The following is a 20,200-nucleotide window of genomic DNA, read 5'->3' as shown; positions in this document are numbered from 1 at the left end:
TCGGGCGGCGCCGTACGGAATTCGCGCGGCGAAGCCGGAATTGTCGTATATTTGCAGGGGCGCATCCGTGCGCGACTGCATGAAAAAGCACCGTTTTATGAAACCCGTGAAACTGTTTTACCTGAAGAACTGCCCCTTCTGTAAGAAGGCGCTGCGGTATATCGAAGAGGCGAAAGCCGCGCATCCCGAACTGGCGGAGGTCGAGATCGAGATGATCGAGGAATCCGAGCAGCCCGGGGTGGCCGACGGATTCGACTATTACTATGTGCCTACATTCTATGTGGACGGCGAAAAGGTCCACGAAGGCGGAATCTATCCCGAGGAGGTGGAGCGGATTCTGCGGCGGGCGCTCGGCGCGTGCCGGACGACTGAGAACCGATAAACAAGGATAAGTATGGAGAAAGCTATTGCGAAAGACCTGCTCTCGATCGGCGCGGTGTTCCTGCGTCCCGAGCAGCCGTTCACGTGGGCGAGCGGAATCAAAAGCCCGATTTATTGCGACAACCGTCTGACGCTGTCCGCCCCCGAGGTGCGCGGGCGTGTCGAGGCGGGGCTTGCGGAGATCGTCCGCACGAAGTTTCCCGGCGCGGAGGTGCTGATGGGAACCTCCACGGCCGGCATCGCCCATGCCGCCATCACGGCGACGATCCTCGGCCTGCCGATGGGCTACGTGCGGTCGGGAGCCAAGGACCACGGCCGCGGCAACCGCATCGAAGGACGGCTCGAAAAGGGGCAGAAGGTGGTCGTCGTCGAGGACCTGATCTCGACGGGCGGATCGTGTATCGAGGTGGTCGAGGCGCTGCGCGAGGCGGGCGCCGAGGTGCTGGGCGTGGCGTCGATCTTCACCTACGGCATGAAGAAGGGCGTGGAGCGCCTGCGCGAGGCGAACGTCGTGAATTACAGTCTCTCGAATCTCGACGCGCTGGTGGAGGTGGCCGCCGACGAAGGGTATATCGAACCCGGGGACAAGGCGCGCCTGCTCCGGTTCCGCGACAACCCGTCGGACGAATCGTGGATGAACCGATAAACGCGCCGGAACCATGCGACATCTGATTGATCCGACCGATCTGACGGTCGAGGAGACCGAGCGGATCGTGGCGCTGGCGGAGGACATCATCGCCAACCGCGCCAAGTACCGCGAGGCCTGCAAGGGCAAAAAACTCGCCACGCTGTTTTACGAGCCTTCCACCCGCACGCGCCTGAGCTTCACCTCGGCGATGCTGGAGCTGGGCGGCGAGGTGATCGGCTTCTCCGACGCCAGCTCCTCGTCCGTGTCGAAGGGCGAGACCGTGGCCGACACGGTGCGCGTGATCCGCTGTTTCGCGGACATCATCGCCATGCGCCACTTCAAGGAGGGCGCGCCGCTCGTGGCCTCGCAGTATGCCGGCATTCCGGTCATCAACGCCGGGGACGGCAGTCACGCCCACCCGACGCAGACGCTGACGGACCTGCTGACGATCAAGCGCGAGAAGGGGCGTTTCGACCACCTGACGATCGGGTTCTGCGGCGACCTGAAGTTCGGCCGCACGGTCCATTCGCTCATCAAGGCGCTGTCGCGTTACGAGGGGATCCGCGTGATGCTCATCGCGCCCGAGGAGCTGCGCCTGCCCGATTACATGCTACAGGAGATGCGTTCCGCCTCGAAGCTGGAGTTCCGCGAGGTGCGCACGATGGAGGAGGTGATGCCCGAGCTGGACATCCTCTACATGACGCGCGTGCAGAAGGAGCGCTTCCTCGACGAGGAGGAGTTCGACCGCGTGAAGGACAGCTTCGTGCTCGATCCGGGGAAGCTGCGCACGGCGCGGCCCGATATGATCGTGCTGCATCCGCTGCCGCGCGTGAACGAGATCACGCGCGAGGTGGACAACGACCCGCGTGCGGCTTACTTCCGGCAGGTAGAGAACGGAAAATTCGTGCGTATGGCATTGATCTATACGCTGCTGCGCTGGGCCGACGAGAACCGTCCGTTCGCCCGGACCCCGGTCTTCGGCGAGGAGTACGTCGTGAACGGAATGACCTGTTCGAATCCCCGCTGCATTTCGGCCACGGAGGATGTCGATCAGCTTTTCCGCCGCGCGGCCGACGGCGTGTGCCGCTGCGCCTACTGCGAAGCGAAAGCCCGGTAGCGGCTTCCCGCGCCCTGCGCGCGGGGCGCTTCCGTCCCGGGTGCCGGCGCGGAAGGGGTGTTCGGAAACTCTGCGAAGGTTTCCGGACACCCCTTCCGCATACGGCCGGGAGTTGTGTGCGTTTTTGTGCGGGAAGCCTCGGAAAATCGCGGGAAATGATTATCTTTGTCCTCGGAGAAAACATCGTTCGGGGTGTGGAGACGCGCCGCCGGACGCAGGTCGTCTCCGTTTGCCAGAACCGAATTAATGCCTGCTCTGCGATGAGTGAAAAAAGACCCGTTTCCCCGCTGGCGTGGGTTCCCAGCCTCTATTTCGCCATGGGCCTCCCGTTCGTGGTGCTGAACATGGTTTCGGCCGTACTGTTCAAGGACCTCGGCATTCCGGACGCACGGATCGCCTTCTGGACCTCGCTTATCATGTGGCCGTGGACGATCAAGTTCCTCTGGAGTCCCTTCCTGGAGATTTTCAGGACAAAGAAGTTCTTCGTCGTGGCGACGCAGCTTCTGAGCGGCGTCATGTTCGGCGTGGCGGCGCTGGCGCTGCATCTGCCGTCGTTCTTCGCCGTGACGGTCGCCGTCTTCGCCGTGGTGGCCTTCAGCGGCGCGACGCACGACATTGCGGCCGACGGCGTTTACATGTCGGAGCTCTCTACGCGCGACCAGGCGAAGTACATCGGCTGGCAGGGAGCCTTCTACAACCTGGCGAAGCTGGTGGCCACGGGCGGTCTGGTATGGTTCGCCGGGTGGCTCTACGAGCGCTCCTCCGCAGAGGGCGCCGCCGCGTTCGACGCCTACGTCCATGCGTGGACCGTCGTGCTGGCGATTCTCTGCGGGCTGCTTCTGCTGCTGGGCTGCTACCACGGGCGGATGCTCCCTTCGGGCGCCGCGGCGGCGGGCGGGCACTCGCTCGGCGAGGGGCTGCGGGGCCTGAAGGAGGTGATCGCGGCCTTCTTCACCAAGAAACACATCTGGTACTACATCGCCTTCATCATTCTCTACCGGCTGGGCGAGGGGTTCGTCATGAAGATCGTGCCGCTGTTCCTCAAGGCCGACACCGCGGCGGGCGGACTGGGCCTGACGAACCAGCAGATCGGATTGTATTACGGCACGTTCGGCGCCGGGGCGTTCCTCGTGGGGTCGCTGCTGGCCGGCTACTACATCGCCGCGCGCGGACTGCGCCGCACGCTCTTCACGCTCTGCTGCGTCTTCAACGTACCCTTCGTGGTCTATGCGCTGCTGGCCTTCTTCCAGCCCTCCTCCATGTGGCTCGTGGGCGGCGGCATCGTCGTGGAGTATTTCGGCTACGGATTCGGATTCGTGGGACTGACGCTCTTCATGATGCAGCAGGTGGCGCCCGGCCGTCACCAGATGGCCCACTACGCCTTCGCTTCGGGCATCATGAACCTTTCGGTGATGCTCACCGGCGCCGTGTCGGGCTACCTGAGCGACTGGCTCGGCTATTCGCTCTTCTTCGTCGTGGTGATGCTGGCGACGATTCCGGCCTTCGTCATGACGCGTTTCATCCCCTTCACCTATCCCGATGGAAATAAAACCGAATAAACTCCGTTTACCAAGCAAACACGTATGAAGAAAAATCACCTGCTCTCCCTTCTTGCGGGGCTGTCGCTCTGCGCCGCGTCGTGCGGAGGTCCTACGGCCGAGACGGACGCCGTGATCCCGCGTCCCGCGTCGGTCGAGAAACGCTCCGGCGCATGCCGCCTCGCATCGCCCCTGGCCCTGTCGTTCGACGCTCCGGCGGAGGTCGCCGACGCCCTGACGGCCTACCTGCGGACCACGCCGCTGGCCGTCCGCACGGACGATCCGCAGGCGTCGGACGGCTACCTGCGTCTGACGGTCGCCGCGTCGCCCGAACTGCCCGCCTCGGAAGAGGGTTACGTGCTTTCGGTCCTTCCCGAAGGCGTCTCGGTCGCTTCGCGCGGCGAAGCGGGTCTTTTCTACGGCATACAGACTCTCTTGCAGTTGCAGGAGCAGTTCGGCGATCGGATTCCCGCGCAGCGGATCACCGACTCCCCGCGCTTCTCCTACCGCGGCATGCACCTGGACGAGGCGCGCCACTTCTTCGGCAAGGAGTTTGTGAAAAAACAGCTGCGGATGATGGCCTCGCTCAAACTCAACCGCTTCCATTGGCATCTGACGGACGGTGCGGGGTGGCGCATCGAGATCGACCGTTATCCCGAGCTGACCGAGCTCGCGGCTTGGCGCCCGATCGAGGGATGGCAGCCGTGGCTCGACGCCGGGCGGCCCTATTGCCGGCGTGACGACCCGAACGCCTACGGCGGATTCTACACGAAGGACGACATCCGCGAAGTGGTGGCCTATGCCGATTCGCTGCATATCACGGTGATTCCCGAAATCGAGATGCCGGGCCACTCGGAGGAGGTGCTGGCGGTCTATCCCCACCTGTCGTGCGCGGGAAAGCCGCACGTTTACGACGACTTCTGCATCGGCAACGACGCGACGTTCGAGTTCTTGGAGAACGTACTCGAGGAGGTGATGGAACTCTTCCCCTCGGAATACATTCATGTCGGCGGCGACGAGGCCACGAAAAAGGGGTGGCCGACCTGTCCGAAGTGCCGGGCGCGGATGCAGCGCGAGGGGCTGAAGGACGTGGACGAGTTGCAGAGCTATGCCGTGCACCGGCTCGAGGCGTTCCTCAATGCCCGCGGGCGCCGGCTGCTGGGCTGGGACGAGATTCTGCAGGGCGGTCTGGCGCCCAACGCCGCGGTCATGTCGTGGCGCGGCGAGTCGGGCGGCCGCGAGGCGGCGGCCTCGGGGCATCCGGTGGTGATGGTTCCGGGCAGCTACTGCTATCTGGACAAGTATCAGGGCAATCCCTCGACCGAGCCGGAGGCGCTCGAAGGGTCGGTTCCCCTGCCCAAGACCTATATGTACGAGCCGGCGCCGCAGGACATGCCGGGCCGCGAGAGGGTGCTGGGCGTGCAGGCGAACCTGTGGACCGAACGCATCGCTACGCCCGAATACGCCGAGTACATGCTCTACCCGCGGGTCTTCGCGGTGGCCGAGATCGCCTGGTCGGCGCCCGAACTGAAGGACTACGAGGATTTCCGCCGCCGGGCGCTGATGCGTATCGACGCCGTCCGTGCGAAGGGATACAACACGTTCGATCTGGCGGGTTCCGTGCGCGGCGAGCGTCCCGAGTCGCTGGAAGAGGTGCGGCATCTGGCCGTAGGCTGCCCGGTGACCTATGCTTCGGAGTGGTACGAGGGCTATCCGGCCGACGGTCCCGGTTCGCTGACCGACGGGAAGCTGGGGTCGTGGACCTACGGCTACCGCTGGCTGGGCTTCCTGAATACGGACGTCGAGGCGACGGTCGATCTGGGGGCCGTGAAGCCGATCCGCGAGGTGAAGGCCGATTTCCTGCAGTGGCGGTCGGCGTTCATCGGGCTGCCCAAACGTGTCGAGATCGCGGTCTCGACCGACGGGGAGCGCTTCACGGTGCTGGGCGGCGAGGAGAACGATCTGCCGTTCGACGACCCGAAGCTCCAGTGCCGCGCCTTCGGCTGGACGGGCGAGGCCGAAGCCCGCTATGTCCGCTGCCACGCCTTCTCGCACGGCCATCCGGGCGGCTGGCTGTTTATCGACGAAATTATCGTGAATTGACGGATTTATTATTGATAGAACATGGAAAATCTCAGAATCGCGGGCCCCGCATTGCCCGATATGCCGTGGGAGGATCGTCCCGCGGGTTCGAACGAGGTGCTCTGGCGTTACAGCGCGAACCCGATCATCGGGCGCCATGCGCTTTCGACCTCGAACAGTATTTTCAATTCGGCCGTCGTGCCGTTCAGAAACGGGAAGTACAACTACGCCGGTGTTTTCCGCTGCGACGACACGAACCGCCGCATGCGCATCCACGTCGGTTTCTCGGTGGACGGACTGAAGTGGGACATCGAGGAGGCCGACTTCCGGCTGGAGGGCGCCGACCCGGAGATCGGGGAGTGGGCCTACGGCTACGATCCGCGCGTGGCGAAGATCGACGACAAGTACTACGTGACGTGGTGCAACGGCTACCACGGCCCGACGATCGGCATCGCGTGGACCGAGGATTTCCGGACCTTCCACCAGTTGGAGAACGCCTTTCTGCCCTATAACCGCAACGGCGTGATGTTCCCCCGGAAGATCGGCGGCAAGTTCGCCATGCTCTCGCGTCCGAGCGACACGGGACATACGCCTTTCGGGGATATTTTCTACTCCGAGTCGCCCGACCTCTGCTATTGGGGGCGCCACCGGCACGTCATGTCGCCCGCGGCGTTCGAGGTGTCGGCCTGGCAGTGCATGAAGATCGGTGCGGGCCCCGTGCCCATCGAGACGAGCGAGGGGTGGCTGCTGTTCTACCACGGCGTGCTGCGCTCGTGCAACGGCTACGTCTATGCCTTCGGTTCGGCGCTGCTGGACCTGGAGGAACCCTGGAAGGTGACGGCCCGCAGCGGTCCGTATCTGATTTCGCCGCGCGAGCCGTACGAGTGCATGGGCGACGTGCCGAACGTGACGTTCCCCTGCGCTGCGCTGCACGATCCCGCGACGGGGCGCGTGGCGGTTTACTACGGCTGTGCCGACACGGTGACGGGGCTTGCGTTCGGATATATTCCGGAGATCGTCGAATTTACGAAGAAAAACTCGATCCTCTGATGCGACTGCGACGAACGCTTCCTGCTGCGGCGCTCGCCGCAGCCGTTTTCTGCGCGCCGCTGCGTGCGCAGGAGCCCGTCGATCGGGTCGATCCCTTCATCGGCACGACCAACTTCGGCACGACCAATCCCGGGGCCCTGTGCCCGAACGGCATGATGGCGGTGGTTCCGTTCAACGTGATGGGTTCGGACACGAACATCTACGACAAGGACGCCCGATGGTGGTCGACTCCCTACGAGTACCATAACAAATTCTTCACGGGCTTCGTCCACGGGGCGCTGAGCGGCGTGGGATGTCCCGAGATGGGGTCGCTGCTGACGATGGCGACGACCGGGCCGCTGACGGTGGATTACAAGGAGTACGGCACGGCGTATGAAGATGAAACGGCCTCGCCGGGCTACTACGCCGTGACGCTGGACGAGTACGGCGTCCGGGCCGAAGTGACGGCCACGCCGCGCACCTCGGCCGAGCGCTACACGTTTCCCGCCGGGGAGGGGCACATCCTGCTGAATTTGGGCGAGGGCCTCACGAACGAGTCGGGCGCTACGGTGCGCCGCGTGAGCGCCACGGAGATCGAGGGCATGAAACTGCTGGGGACGTTCTGCTACAACCCGCAGAAGGTGTTTCCGGTGTATTTCGTGCTGCGTGTGACGAAAACCCCGTCGTCGTCGGGCTACTGGAAGAAGCAGCGCCCGATGACGGGCGTCGAGGCGGAGTGGACCCCCGACAACGGCAAATACAAGCTCTACACGGAGTACGGCCGCGAACTGGCGGGCGACGACGTGGGCTACTGGTTCACGTTCGACGACCTCCGGGAGGGCGAACAGATCGAGGTGCGCATGGGCATTTCCTATGTGAGCACGGAGAACGCCCGCCGGAACCTCGACGCCGAACAGCCCGCCGGAACGTCGTTCGACGCGATCCGCGGGGCGGCCCGCACACGGTGGAACGACGACCTTTCGCGCATCCGCGTCGAGGGCGGCACGGCGGAGCAGCAGACCGTGTTCTATACGGCGCTGTACCATGCGCTGATCCACCCGAACCTCCTGAGCGATGTCAACGGGGAATACCCGCTGATGGAGCATTCGGGAGAGGTGGGGGTTACCGACGGCGAACGCTATACGGTCTTTTCGCTGTGGGACACCTACCGCAACGTGCACCAGTTGCTGACGCTGGTCTATCCCGAGCGGCAACTGGACATGGTGCGTTCGATGATCGGCATGTACGAGGAGTGGGGGTGGATGCCCAAGTGGGAGCTGTACGGCCGCGAGACCTTCACGATGGAAGGCGACCCGGCCATTCCGGTCATCGTCGATACGTGGATGAAGGGGCTGCGCGACTTCGACGTCGCGACGGCCTACGAGGCGTTCCGCAAGTCGGCCACGACGCCCGGAGCGCAGAACCGGCTGCGGCCGGACATCGACCCCTATGTCGAGCGGGGCTACATTCCGCTGGGCTTCTACGCCAAGGACCTCGCGGGCGACACTTCCGTGTCGCACGCGCTGGAGTACTACGTCGCCGACCATGCGCTGTCGCTGCTGGCCGACTCGCTCGGACACGGGGACGACGCGCGTCTGTTCCGCGACCGTTCGCTGGGGTACAGACACTACTACGACAAGGAGTTCGGGACGCTGCGGCCGATCAACGACGACGGGACGTTCCTCGAGCCCTTCGACCCGAAGGCGGGCGAGAACTTCACGGCCGCGCCGGGATTCCACGAGGGGTCGGCCTGGAACTACACCTTCTTCGTGCCGCACGACGTGGAGGGGCTGGCGAAACTCATGGGAGGCCGGCGGAAGTTCGTCGATAAGCTCCAAATGGTCTTCGACGAGGGGCTGTACGACCCGGCGAACGAACCCGACATCGCCTACGCCTACCTCTTCAGCCGCTTTCCGGGCGAGGAGTGGCGCACGCAGCGCGAGGTGCGCCGCTTGCTGGCCAAATACTTCACCACCGCACCCGACGGCATTCCCGGCAACGACGACACGGGTACGATGTCGGCTTGGGCCGTCTTCTCGATGATGGGATTCTATCCGGACTGCCCGGGCGAGCCGTACTATACGCTGACGGCCCCCGTGTTCGACCGCGTGGAGATCGCGACGGAGCGGGGTCCGCTGGTGATCGAGGCCGAGCGGCCGGCGGCCGGCGCCGGTTACATCGGCCGCATGACGCTCGGCGGCAGACCGCTCGGCAAGTACCGCCTCTCGCACGACGAGCTGCTCGGGGGCGGACGACTGAAATTCGAATTGAAAAACGACAAATAACGCTTGACTATGAAACGGACATACAGCTTTTTGCCGGCGGCGGCCCTGCTTATCGCGGCGGCCTGCTCGCCTTCGCAGCCCGCTGCGGAGAGCGATTTCACCCGCTTCGTGGACCCGAAGATCGGCACGGGCGGCCACGGCCACGTCTTCGTCGGGGCGAACGTGCCGTTCGGCATGGTGCAGGTCGGCCCCACGAGCATTCCGCAGGAGTGGGACTGGGTTTCGGGATACCACCGGTCGGATTCGACGGTGATCGGCTTCTCGCACACGCACCTCTCGGGCACGGGGATCGGCGACCTGTTCGACGTCACGGTGATGCCCGTCGTGGGCGAGGTGACCTATGCCCGCGGCACGGAGGACGATCCGTCGTCGGGACTCTGGTCCTATGCCGACCGCACGCGGGAGATCGCCCGGCCGGGCTACTACTCGGTTCCGCTGACGCGCTACGGCATCACGGCCGAAATGACGGCCACGCCCCGCGTGGGACTGCACCGCTACACCTTCCCGGCGTCGGATGCCGCGGCCGTGGTCTTCGACCTGGAGAACGGCGGCTGCTGGGACAAGGCGACCGATACGGGCTTCCGCTTCTCGGACGACAGCACGCGCATCAGCGGATGGCGCTACTCGACGGGCTGGGCGAAGGACCAGAAGGTGTACTTCGTGGCCGAGTTCTCGAAACCCGCCAGGGGAATCGCCTACCTGCATCCGGGCGAGATGGACGATTCCAAGATGCCGCGGATCGCGGCCCGCTATGCGCGCGTGGATTTCGACACGGAGGAGGGCGAGCAACTGCTCGTGAAGGTGGCCCTGTCGCCCGTGAGCGTCGAGGGAGCCGAGGCGAACCTCGCCGCGGAGCTCCCCGGATGGGATTTCGAGGCGACCGCGGCGGCGGCCGACAAGGCGTGGAACGACGAGCTGTCGAAGGTGAAGATCACGACGGAGGACGAGACGGCGAAGCGGATTTTCTACACGGGGCTGTATCACACGATGGTGGCGCCCTCCGTGTTCTGCGACGTGAACGGCGATTACCGCGGGTCGGATTATGAAATCCACCGTGCGCCCGGCTTCACGAACTACACGACCTTCTCGCTGTGGGATACCTACCGCGCCGCGATGCCGCTGATGACGATCCTGCATCCGGAGCGGATGCCCGACATCGTGCAGACGATGCTGCATATCGCCGACGAGCAGGGGCGCCTGCCGGTATGGCATCTGTGGGGCAACGAGACCGACTGCATGGTGGGCAACCCGGGTATTCCCGTCGTGGCGGACGCCATCGTGAAGGGCATCGAAGGATTCGACCGCGAAAAGGCTTTCGAGGCGATCCGGAAAACGGCGATGGATCCCGGCCGCGGCAACGGCCTCAGAATGGAGCACGGCTACATCCCGTGCGACCTGTTCAACGAGGCGGTGGCCTACGACATGGAGTACGCCCTGGCCGACGGCGCCGCGGCGCGTGCCGCCGAAGCGCTGGGCCGGACGGAGGACGCGAAATACTTCACGGAGCGCAGCCATAGCTACCGCAACTACTTCGATCCGGCGACGCGCTTCATGCGGGGCCGCGATTCGAAGGGGGGCTGGCGCACGCCGTTCAACCCCTTCGCCTCGACGCACCGCGCCGACGACTACTGCGAGGGCAACGCCTGGCAGTACACATGGCTGGCGCCGCACGACGTCGAGGGACTCGTCGGATGCTTCGGCGGCCGGGAGAGGATGCTCGAAAAGCTCGATTCGCTCTTCACGGTAAGTTCCGTCATCGAGGGTGCCGAGACTTCGCCCGACATCTCGGGTCTCATCGGCCAGTACGCCCACGGCAACGAGCCGAGCCACCACGTGCTCTACCTCTATACGATGCTGGGCCAGCCGTGGAAGACGGCCGACAAGGTGCGCGAGGTGCTCACGACGCTCTACCACGCCGAGCCGGACGGACTGTCGGGCAACGAGGACGTGGGGCAGATGTCGGCATGGTACGTCCTCTCGTCGCTGGGCATGTACGAGGTCGAACCCGCCGGCGGACGCTACTGGTTCGGTATCCCGCTCTTCGACCGGGCCGAAGTGAAGGTCCCGGGCGGGGTGTTCGTCGTCGCGGCGAAGAACAACACGCCGGAGAACCGCTACGTGCAGCGCATCACGCTCGACGGCAAACCCTATGACAAACCCTATATCACGCACGGGGAGGTGATGCGGGGCGGCGTGCTCGAGTTCGAAATGGGACCCGAGCCGGCGCTCTGGTACGATGCCCCGGCTACCGGAAAATAACCCTTAAAACGATTGATCGACATGAAAAGACTCGCAACGGCGGCCGCCCTGGCTTTTCTCTCGTCCGCATGCGCCACGACGGCGCAGCCGGATGAAAAGCTGCTGCCGCCCGTGGATTACGTGACGACGCTGATGGGCACGCAGTCCGACTATTCGCTCTCGACGGGCAACACCTATCCGGCCATTGCGCTGCCGTGGGGCATGAACTTCTGGACGCCCCAGACGGGCAGGATGGGCGACGGCTGGACCTATACCTACGGCGCCCACACGATCCGCGGCTTCAAGCAGACGCATCAGCCCTCGCCGTGGATCAACGATTACGGACAGTTCTCGCTGATGCCCGTGCGCGGCAGGGACAAACTCGACGAGGAGTCGCGGCAGAGTTGGTTCTCGCATCAGTCCGAGACGGCCAAACCCTACTACTATTCGGTCTATCTGGCCGACCACGACGTCAAGGCCGAGATCGCACCGACCGACCGCGCGGCTGTCATGCGCTTCACCTTCCCCGAATCGGACGAGAGCGGGGTGGTGATCGACGCCTTCGACCGCGGGTCGCGGATCGGCATGGCGGACGACCGCACGATCGTCGGCTACACCTCGCGCAACAGCGGCGGCGTGCCGGACAACTTCAGGAACTGGTTCGTCGTGCGCTTCGACACGCCGTTCACGGCCGTGGAGCTGACCGACCGGCCGGGACGTTACGAGCCGGGGCGGAACATGCTCTATCCCGACGGCAGCAAGTCGGTCGAGGGCGAGCACGCCGTGGCGAAGGTGCACTTCTCGACCGCGCGCGGACAGCAGATCACGGCGCGCGTCGCCTCGTCGTTCATTTCCGAGGAGCAGGCTTTCCAGAACCTCCGGGAGCTGGGCGAGGGCGGTTTCGATTCGGTGCGGATGCGTGCCGAAGCGCGCTGGAACGAGGTGCTCGGCGCCATCGAGGTCTCGGGCGGCACGCTCGACCAGTACCGCACCTTCTATTCGTGCCTCTACCGTTCGGTACTCTTCCCGCGCAAGTTCTACGAGGTGACCGCCTCGGGCGAGATCGTGCATTACAGCCCCTACAACGGCGAGGTGCTGCCTGGCTACATGTATACCGACACGGGCTTCTGGGACACGTTCCGCGCGCTGTTCCCGCTGCTGAACCTGGTCTATCCCTCGGTGAACGCCGAGATCCAGGCCGGACTGGCGAACGCCTGGCGCGAGAGCGGCTTCCTGCCCGAATGGGCGTCGCCGGGCCACCGCGGCTGCATGGTGGGCAACAACTCGGCGTCGGTGGTCTCCGACGCCATCCTGAAGGGCATCACGCCGGAGGAGGATGTCGCCGCGCTCTACGAGGCGATGCTCTCGGGGCGCGAGAAGGTGCACCCCGAGGTGAGTTCGACGGGCCGGCTGGGCCACGAGTACTACAACACGCTGGGGTATGTGCCCTACGACGTGAAGATCAACGAGAACGTGGCCCGCACGCTCGAATACGCCTACGACGACTGGTGCATCGCGCAGGTGGCCGCCAAACTCGGCCGCAGCGAGGATGCCGCGAAGCTGGAGAAGGCGGCGCAGAACTACCGCAATGTCTTCGATCCCGGGACGAAACTCATGCGCGGCCGCAATGCCGACGGGACGTTCCAGTCGCCGTTCAGCCCCTACAAGTGGGGCGACGCCTTCACCGAGGGCAACTCGTGGCACTACACCTGGTCGGTGTTCCACGACGTCGAGGGGCTCGCCGGGCTGATGGGCGGCGGGAAGGAGTTCTCGAAGATGTTGGATTCGGTGTTCGTCGTGCCGCCGATCTACGACGACAGCTACTACGGCGTGCGCATCCACGAGATCACGGAGATGCAGGTGGCCAACATGGGCAACTACGCCCACGGCAACCAGCCTGCGCAGCACATGATCTATCTTTATGACTACGCCGGCGAACCGTGGAAGGCGCAGTGGTGGGCGCGCGAGGTGATGGACCGTCTCTATGCGGCCCGTCCCGACGGCTATTGCGGCGACGAGGACAACGGCCAGACCTCGGCGTGGTACGTCTTCTCGGCGCTCGGGTTCTATCCCGTCTGTCCCGGTTCGGGCGAGTACGCGATCGGTTCGCCGCTGTTCCGCAAGGCGACGATCCGCCGCGACACCGGCGCCGAGATCGTGATCGAGGCTCCCGCCAACGGACCGCAGATGCGCTATATCGGCGGCGTGACGCTCGACGGCGAGCCGTGGACGCGCAACTACCTGCCGTGGTCGGACCTGGCCGACGGCGCCGTGGTGCGCTTCGCTATGCAGGCCGAACCCGACACCGGGCGCGGCACGCAGCCCGACGATGCGCCTTACTCGTACAGTCGCCGCCAATGTCGATAAATTGTCGATAGAATCTGCCCGGGAATTTTGAAAATCTGCCGGAAAGCGTTACTTTTGTCACGTTATTCCGAATACGGACGAACTCCCGGTCAGCGATGATTTCTGTCGAACATACGGATCAGTGTGAACGCAAGAGAGAGCAGTGCCTCGCCGCCGCTTTCTATTCGGCGTCCCGCGGGTCGCAGAAGCGTTGCGGGTGCTCCCGCGACGGCCGGACGGTCGCCTGTGGAGTACTCGGATAGATACCGGACCGCCATGACATACCCTGTCGTGGCGGTTCGTCTTTTTCGTCGGACAACTTTTAAACGGATCGAAAGGATATGAAGGTCGGAGTGATAATGGGCTCGGTGAGCGATTACGAGGTGATGGCCGATGCCGTCGCCACGCTCGAGGCATTCGGCGTGGAGTTCGAGAAACGGGTGGTCAGTGCCCACCGGACGCCCGATCTGCTGTGCGAATACGCCAAGACGGCGCGCAGCCGCGGCATCGGGGTCATCATCGCCGGCGCGGGCGGTGCGGCGCACCTTCCGGGCATGGTGGCGTCGATGACGACGCTGCCCGTGGTGGGCGTGCCCGTGAAGTCGCGGGCGCTCAACGGGCTGGACTCGCTGCTGTCGATCGTGCAGATGCCCGCCGGCGTGCCGGTGGCCACGACGGCGATCAACGGGGCGAAGAACGCCGCCCTGATCGCCGTGTCGATCCTCGCCCTGGGGGATCCGGAGCTGGCGGCACGGCTCGAGGCCTTCCGGGCCCGTCAGACGGCCGACGTGCTGAAAGCCGAAATATAGGAAGGATTTGCGACGGACCGCGGTCCGAGGACCGGCCGGCCGAAAGTCGGAGAAGAGCATGAACGAGAGAAAAACGATAGGAATAATAGGAGGCGGCCAACTGGGGCTGATGATCGCCGAGGCGGCGCGTCCGATGGGGATTCGCACGGTGTGCCTCGATCCGGCGCCGGACGCTCCGGCGGGCGCCGTGTGCGACGAACACATCGTCGGCCGGTTCGACGACGCGGCGGCCGTCGAGGAGCTGTGCCGCCGCAGCGATGCGGTGACCTACGAGTTCGAGAATGTCCCGGGGGAGATTCTGATTCCGCTGTGCGGGAAGTACAACATCCCGCAGGGCTACAAACCCCTCTACGACTCGCAGGACCGCCTGCGCGAGAAGACCAACGCCCGGGAGCACGGACTGACGACGCCGCGCTTCGCCGCCGTGGACGACGAGCGGTCGCTGCGGGACGCCGTGGACGGGATCGGGCTGCCCGCCGTGCTGAAGACCCGCACGCTCGGTTACGACGGCCACGGACAGCTGGTGCTGCGCACGGAGGCCGATCTGGAACGGGCGCTGCCGCTGCTCTCCGTGCCGTGCATTCTCGAGGAGTTCGTCCCGTTCGACTTCGAGGCGAGCATCGTGATGGTCGCCGACCGCGAACGGGTCGTGAGCTTCCCCGTGGGGCGCAACGTCCACCGCGACGGTATCCTGGACCTTTCGATCGTCCCGGCCGGGGACGGCGCGGAGGTCGCGGAGCGCATGAGGCGCGAAAGCGAGCGGTTCATGCGCGAATGCGGTTACGAGGGGATTCTGGCCATCGAGTATTTCGTCCGCGGCGGTGAGATCTATTTCAACGAGATGGCGCCGCGGCCCCACAATTCGGGACACTACACGATCGAGGGGGCCACGACGAGCCAGTTCCGCGAGCTGGTGCGCTACCTTGCGGGGATGCCGCTCGAAGAGCCGCGGCTGGTGGCTCCCACGGTGATGAAGAACATCCTGGGACAGGACCTCGAAACGGCCGAACGCATCGCCGCCGAGGGCCATGAGGGTGTCCATGTCCACCTTTACGGCAAAACCGAAAGCCGCCCCAAGCGCAAGATGGGCCACATCACCTTCGTCGGTATGACCGCCGGGGAGTACGAACGCCGCTGGGCCGCGCGTTTCGTGTAGGCGCCGGACCGGATTGCAGAATACAGTGAGAACGCTATTTGAGAAATATGAACCATACGACCGATTACCGCATTTTCGTTGAGAAACTTCCCCGCTTCCGCGTCGAGGCCGAGAGCCTGCGCCGCGAGCTGAACACGAACCTGAACCTCGCGCTGGGCGAGCTGCGCCTGCTGAACGTCTATGACCTGTTCGGCTTTTCGGAGGAGCTGCTGGAGAAGACCCGCTACACGGTCTTCGGCGAGGTGGTGACCGATTCGGTGACCGACTCGTGCGACCTCGGGGGACGCAAATATATCGCCGTGGAGTGTCTTCCCGGCCAGTTCGACCAGCGCGCCGCCTCGGCGGTGGACTGCGTGCGGCTGATCGACCCTGCGGCCGACGTGCGCATCCGCTCGTCGAAGTTGCTCCTTTTCGAGGACGGAACCACCGACGAGGAGCTGGAGAAGATCCGCCGCTACTATATCAACGCCGTCGAGTCGCGCGAGAAGGACCTCTCGGTGCTCAGCGACATGGAGCAGGCCGAGGTGCGCCCCGTGGAGGTGCTCGGCGGGTTCACGCGCATGGGGGAGGCGGAGCTGGAGGGCTTCTGCCGCGAGAAGGGGCTGGCGATGAATGCCGACGACCTGCGCGAGGTGGTGAAGTACTTCCGTACGGAAGGCCGCGATCCCTATGAGACCGAGCTGCGGATTCTGGACACCTACTGGAGCGACCACTGCCGTCATACGACCTTTACGACCGAGTTGGAGGGCATCGCCGTCGAGGAGTCCTTCGTGCGGGAGGAGATCGAGGATTCGCTGGCGCTGTACCTGCGCATCCGCCGCGAGCTGGGGCGCGAGCACAAGAGCGTCTGCCTGATGGACATCGCCACGATCGGCGCGCGCTACCTGCGCAAGCGGGGGCTGCTGGACGATCTGGAGGTCTCGGAGGAGAACAACGCCTGTTCGATCTACGTCGATGTGGACGTGGACGGGCGGACCGAGAAGTGGCTCCTGCAATTCAAGAACGAAACGCACAACCATCCCACCGAAATCGAACCGTTCGGCGGAGCTTCGACCTGTCTGGGCGGCGCCATCCGTGACCCGCTGTCGGGCCGCAGCTACGTTTACCAGGCCATGCGCGTAACGGGAGCCGGCAATATCTACCAGAAGGTGGGCGATACGCTTCCGGGCAAGCTTCCGCAGAGCGTCATTTCGAAGAAGGCCGCGGCCGGCTATTCGAGCTACGGCAACCAGATCGGTCTGGCGACGACCCATGTGCGCGAGATTTACCACCCGGACTATGTGGCCAAGCGCCTCGAGGTCGGGGCCGTGGTGGGAGCCGTGAAGGCCGGGAACGTCCGCCGCGAGCGGCCGGAGGCCGGGGACGTGATCGTCATGCTCGGAGGCCGCACGGGCCGCGACGGCATCGGCGGGGCGACGGGTTCTTCGAAGGAGCACGACGCCAGGTCGCTCGAGACGTGCGGCAGCGAGGTGCAGAAGGGCAACGCCCCCGAGGAGCGCAAGCTCGAACGCCTGTTCCGGCGTCCGGAGGTGACGCGCCTGATCAAGAAGTCGAACGACTTCGGTGCGGGCGGCGTGAGTGTGGCCATCGGCGAGCTGGCCGACGGGCTGGACATCTACCTCGACCGCGTGAAGACCAAGTACAGCGGCCTGAATTCCACGGAGCTGGCCATCAGCGAGTCGCAGGAGCGCATGGCCGTGGTGATCGAGGCGAAGGACGTCGAAGAGTTCATGCGCTACTGCCGCGAGGAGAACATCGAGGCGGTGCATGTGGCCGACGTGACCGCGACGGCGCGGATGCGCATGTTCAACGGCGATCGCAAGGTGGTGGACCTGAGCCGCGAATTCATCGACAGCGCCGGCGCGAAGCACTACGCCGAGGCGAAGATCGCCGCGGTGGAGGACTGCGATCCCTTCGCGCGCGAGATCGCGGGCGGCACGCTCGCCGAGCGCTTCGCGAACAACCTCCGGGACGACAACGTGCTCTCGCAGCGGGGTCTGGTGGAGATGTTCGACTCGACGATCGGCCGTTCGACCGTGCTGATGCCCTTCGGCGGCCGCACGCAGCGCAGCGAGACGCAGGTCTCGGTGCAGAAACTCCCGACGGACGGCTACACCGACACGGCCAGCATCATGGCCTTCGGCTACAACCCACGGATCGCGTCGTGGAGCCCCTATCACGGCGCGGCCTATGCCGTCGTCGAGGCGGCGGCGAAGGTCGTGGCGGCGGGCGCGCGATACGACCGGATGCGCTACTCCTATCAGGAGTATTTCGAGCGCATGACCCACGACCCCGAGAGCTGGGGCAAACCGCTCGGCGCGCTGCTCGGTGCGCTGAAGATGCAGGTCGAGCTGGGACTGCCGTCGATCGGCGGCAAGGATTCGATGTCGGGAACCTTCCAGCAGATCAACGTGCCGCCGATGCTCATGGCTTTCGGCATCACGACGGTGAATGCCGGAAAGGTCGTATCGACCGATCTGAAGGGTCCGGGACACCGCATCTACCTCGTCCGGCACACCCCGAAGGAGAACCGGATGCCCGACACGGAGCAGCTCAGGCGCAACTTTACCTTCGTCGGCGACCAGACCGAGGCGGGGCGGATCCTCTCGGCATGGGCCGTGGGCTTCGGCGGCGTGGCCGAGGGTCTGGCGAAGATGGCCTTCGGCAACGGCATCGGCGTCGAGACGTCGATGGAGGAGGCGCGGCTCTACGAATACGCTTACGGGTCGATCCTCGTCGAATGCGAGGGGACGCTCGAATACCCCTTCGCCGAGCAGGTCGGCGTGACCGTGGCGGACGAGGCGCTGACGGTCGGCGGCGTACGGATGCCGCTCGAAGAACTGTACCGGGCCAATACCGAACGTTTCGCAACCGTCTATCCGGACAAGGGGATCAACTCGGCCGAGGTGATGACCGCCGCTCCGGCGACGGGCTGCGTCGCCTATTCGGGCGACGCGGTGGAGCACCCGCGGGTCTATATTCCCGTCTTCCCCGGCACGAACTGCGACTACGACACCGCCAAGGCGTTCCGCACGGCGGGCGCCGAGGTCTGCATGAGCGTGCTCTGCAACCTCGGGGGCGACGACATCCTGCGTTCGATCGCCGGGATGAAGGAGCACATCCGCCGGGCGCATATCTTCGTGCTGAGCGGCGGTTTCTCGGCGGGCGACGAGCCGGACGGAAGTGCGAAATTCATCGTGAATGTTCTGAATAATAAAGATATACGCGAGGAGATACATGCGCTGCTCGACCGCGGCGGCCTGATTCTCGGCATCTGCAACGGGTTTCAGGCCCTGGTCAAGTCGGGGCTTCTGCCCTACGGACGGCTGGGAATGGTGACGCGCGAATCGCCGACGCTCTTCCGCAACGACATCAACCGCCACATTTCGCAGATCGTCTCGACGCGCGTGGCCGCGACCGCCTCGCCGTGGCTCGCGGGATTCCGCCCGGGCGAGATCCACTCGATCGCCGTCAGTCACGGCGAGGGCAAATTCGTGGTGAGCGAGGAACTGGCCCGCGAACTCTTCGCCAACGGCCAGGTGGCTTTCCAGTACGTCGATGCCGCGGGACAGCCCACGGCCGAGGCGCCGTACAATCCCAACGGTTCGTCGTACGCCATCGAGGGCATCGTGTCGCCCGACGGCCGGATTCTCGGCAAGATGGGTCACACGGAGCGCTACGAGCGGAATCTTTTCCGCAACATCGCCGGCAACAAACGGCAGTCGCTGTTCGAGAACGCCGTGGCCTACTTCCGGAAGACGGCTCCGGAGACGGCGCGGTAGGTGCGGGACTGCGGCCGGGGCGGCAGACAGGACACCGGAAAAGAGAAGAAGAAACAGATAAGATCATAGAACTTAAAAATTCACACACACCATGAAACAGCTCGAAATGCTCTACGAGGGCAAGGCAAAACAGGTTTTCCGTACGGACGATTCCGACAAGATCATCATTCATTACAAGGATGCCGCCACGGCGTTCAACAACGTGAAGAAGGCGACGATCGAGAACAAGGGCGTGCTGAACAACGCGATTTCGACCCTGATCTTCAAGGAGCTGCAAAAGGCCGGCGTGAAGACGCACTACATCGAGACGCTCAACGAGCGCGACCAGCTCTGCCGCCGTGTCGAGATCATTCCGCTCGAGGTGATCGTGCGCAACACGATCGCCGGGTCGATGGCCCAGCGCCTCGGGATCGAGGAGGGCACGCAGCCCGGGAACGTGATCTACGACATCTGCTACAAGAAGGACGAGCTGGGCGATCCGCTCATCAACGACCACCACGCCGTGGCGCTGGGCGCCGCGACCTACGGGGAGCTGGACGAGATCTATAAGATGACGGCCAAGATCAACGAGGTGCTCAAGGGGCTGTTCGCCAAAATGAACATCAAGCTCGTGGACTTCAAGATCGAGTTCGGCAGGACGTCGGACGGCGAGATCGTGCTCGCGGACGAGGTGTCGCCCGACACCTGCCGCCTGTGGGACGCCACGACCAACGAAAAACTCGACAAGGACCGTTTCCGCCGCGATCTGGGCAAGGTCCGCGAGGCATACGAGGAGATTCTGGCACGTCTGAAGAAAATCACGGCATAAG

Annotated in this window: 13 protein-coding genes; all 13 read left to right on the top strand. The window is 64.6% G+C overall.

The features are described from left to right. Positions 1 to 97: 97 nt before the first annotated feature. The 13 genes from KB554_RS08475 to purC all read left to right on the top strand — a co-directional run bounded on the left by KB554_RS08475 (position 98) and on the right by purC (position 20,199). The gene (locus tag KB554_RS08475; RefSeq protein WP_141429147.1) at positions 98 to 382 is read left to right on the top strand and encodes a thioredoxin family protein; all 285 of its coding nucleotides are present in this window, start codon (positions 98 to 100) and stop codon (positions 380 to 382) included. Between the two features lie 12 nt (positions 383 to 394). Beyond that, a complete protein-coding gene (gene pyrE / locus KB554_RS08470; RefSeq protein ID WP_211035598.1) occupies positions 395 to 1,027 on the top strand; it encodes an orotate phosphoribosyltransferase in 633 nt (210 codons plus the stop codon). Between the two features lie 13 nt (positions 1,028 to 1,040). Continuing rightward, positions 1,041 to 2,126 (top strand): aspartate carbamoyltransferase, encoded by a 1,086-nt coding sequence (gene pyrB, locus KB554_RS08465; protein WP_211035597.1) that lies wholly within the window; start codon positions 1,041 to 1,043, stop codon positions 2,124 to 2,126. Positions 2,127 to 2,386: 260 nt separating this feature from the next. Continuing rightward, on the top strand, positions 2,387 to 3,685 hold the full coding sequence (locus KB554_RS08460) for an MFS transporter (RefSeq protein WP_242116245.1): 1,299 nt from the start codon (positions 2,387 to 2,389) through the stop codon (positions 3,683 to 3,685). 24 nt (positions 3,686 to 3,709) lie between these two features. Continuing rightward, positions 3,710 to 5,767: a family 20 glycosylhydrolase gene (locus tag KB554_RS08455; protein ID WP_141429154.1), complete on the top strand. Its 2,058-nt coding sequence runs from the start codon at positions 3,710 to 3,712 to the stop codon at positions 5,765 to 5,767. A gap of 21 nt (positions 5,768 to 5,788) precedes the next feature. Next, positions 5,789 to 6,796: a glycoside hydrolase family 130 protein gene (locus KB554_RS08450; protein WP_141429156.1), complete on the top strand. Its 1,008-nt coding sequence runs from the start codon at positions 5,789 to 5,791 to the stop codon at positions 6,794 to 6,796. After that, positions 6,796 to 9,060: a GH92 family glycosyl hydrolase gene (locus tag KB554_RS08445; RefSeq protein ID WP_242116244.1), complete on the top strand. Its 2,265-nt coding sequence runs from the start codon at positions 6,796 to 6,798 to the stop codon at positions 9,058 to 9,060. The genes KB554_RS08450 and KB554_RS08445 overlap by 1 nt, the downstream gene beginning before the upstream one ends. A gap of 9 nt (positions 9,061 to 9,069) precedes the next feature. Next, the gene (locus KB554_RS08440) at positions 9,070 to 11,319 is read left to right on the top strand and encodes a GH92 family glycosyl hydrolase (protein ID WP_211035596.1); all 2,250 of its coding nucleotides are present in this window, start codon (positions 9,070 to 9,072) and stop codon (positions 11,317 to 11,319) included. A gap of 21 nt (positions 11,320 to 11,340) precedes the next feature. Further along, the gene (locus tag KB554_RS08435) at positions 11,341 to 13,665 is read left to right on the top strand and encodes a GH92 family glycosyl hydrolase (protein ID WP_211035595.1); all 2,325 of its coding nucleotides are present in this window, start codon (positions 11,341 to 11,343) and stop codon (positions 13,663 to 13,665) included. Between the two features lie 320 nt (positions 13,666 to 13,985). Then, positions 13,986 to 14,453 (top strand): 5-(carboxyamino)imidazole ribonucleotide mutase, encoded by a 468-nt coding sequence (purE, locus tag KB554_RS08430; RefSeq protein WP_211035593.1) that lies wholly within the window; start codon positions 13,986 to 13,988, stop codon positions 14,451 to 14,453. Positions 14,454 to 14,460: 7 nt separating this feature from the next. Next, positions 14,461 to 15,609: a 5-(carboxyamino)imidazole ribonucleotide synthase gene (gene purK, locus KB554_RS08425; protein ID WP_339328763.1), complete on the top strand. Its 1,149-nt coding sequence runs from the start codon at positions 14,461 to 14,463 to the stop codon at positions 15,607 to 15,609. A gap of 47 nt (positions 15,610 to 15,656) precedes the next feature. After that, positions 15,657 to 19,391: a phosphoribosylformylglycinamidine synthase gene (locus KB554_RS08420; protein WP_211035589.1), complete on the top strand. Its 3,735-nt coding sequence runs from the start codon at positions 15,657 to 15,659 to the stop codon at positions 19,389 to 19,391. A gap of 91 nt (positions 19,392 to 19,482) precedes the next feature. Then, positions 19,483 to 20,199: a phosphoribosylaminoimidazolesuccinocarboxamide synthase gene (gene purC, locus KB554_RS08415; protein ID WP_211035586.1), complete on the top strand. Its 717-nt coding sequence runs from the start codon at positions 19,483 to 19,485 to the stop codon at positions 20,197 to 20,199. The last annotated feature ends 1 nt before the right edge of the window (position 20,200 follow it).

The organism is Alistipes sp. Marseille-P2263 (assembly GCF_018101075.1).
Taxonomy (GTDB): Bacteria; Bacteroidota; Bacteroidia; order Bacteroidales; family Rikenellaceae; genus Alistipes; species Alistipes dispar.
This window is presented reverse-complemented; position numbering and strand designations above follow the sequence as displayed.

What these genes read in the sequence shown, in the direction of transcription:
- KB554_RS08475 (WP_141429147.1), top strand. Translation starts at nt 98, where the DNA reads ATGAAACCCGTGAAACTGTTTTACCTGAAGAACTGCCCCTTCTGTAAG.
- KB554_RS08435 (WP_211035595.1), top strand. Translation starts at nt 11,341, where the DNA reads ATGAAAAGACTCGCAACGGCGGCCGCCCTGGCTTTTCTCTCGTCCGCA.
- pyrB (WP_211035597.1), top strand. Translation starts at nt 1,041, where the DNA reads ATGCGACATCTGATTGATCCGACCGATCTGACGGTCGAGGAGACCGAG.
- KB554_RS08445 (WP_242116244.1), top strand. Translation starts at nt 6,796, where the DNA reads ATGCGACTGCGACGAACGCTTCCTGCTGCGGCGCTCGCCGCAGCCGTT.
- purE (WP_211035593.1), top strand. Translation starts at nt 13,986, where the DNA reads ATGAAGGTCGGAGTGATAATGGGCTCGGTGAGCGATTACGAGGTGATG.
- KB554_RS08420 (WP_211035589.1), top strand. Translation starts at nt 15,657, where the DNA reads ATGAACCATACGACCGATTACCGCATTTTCGTTGAGAAACTTCCCCGC.
- KB554_RS08460 (WP_242116245.1), top strand. Translation starts at nt 2,387, where the DNA reads ATGAGTGAAAAAAGACCCGTTTCCCCGCTGGCGTGGGTTCCCAGCCTC.
- KB554_RS08455 (WP_141429154.1), top strand. Translation starts at nt 3,710, where the DNA reads ATGAAGAAAAATCACCTGCTCTCCCTTCTTGCGGGGCTGTCGCTCTGC.
- KB554_RS08440 (WP_211035596.1), top strand. Translation starts at nt 9,070, where the DNA reads ATGAAACGGACATACAGCTTTTTGCCGGCGGCGGCCCTGCTTATCGCG.
- pyrE (WP_211035598.1), top strand. Translation starts at nt 395, where the DNA reads ATGGAGAAAGCTATTGCGAAAGACCTGCTCTCGATCGGCGCGGTGTTC.
- KB554_RS08450 (WP_141429156.1), top strand. Translation starts at nt 5,789, where the DNA reads ATGGAAAATCTCAGAATCGCGGGCCCCGCATTGCCCGATATGCCGTGG.
- purC (WP_211035586.1), top strand. Translation starts at nt 19,483, where the DNA reads ATGAAACAGCTCGAAATGCTCTACGAGGGCAAGGCAAAACAGGTTTTC.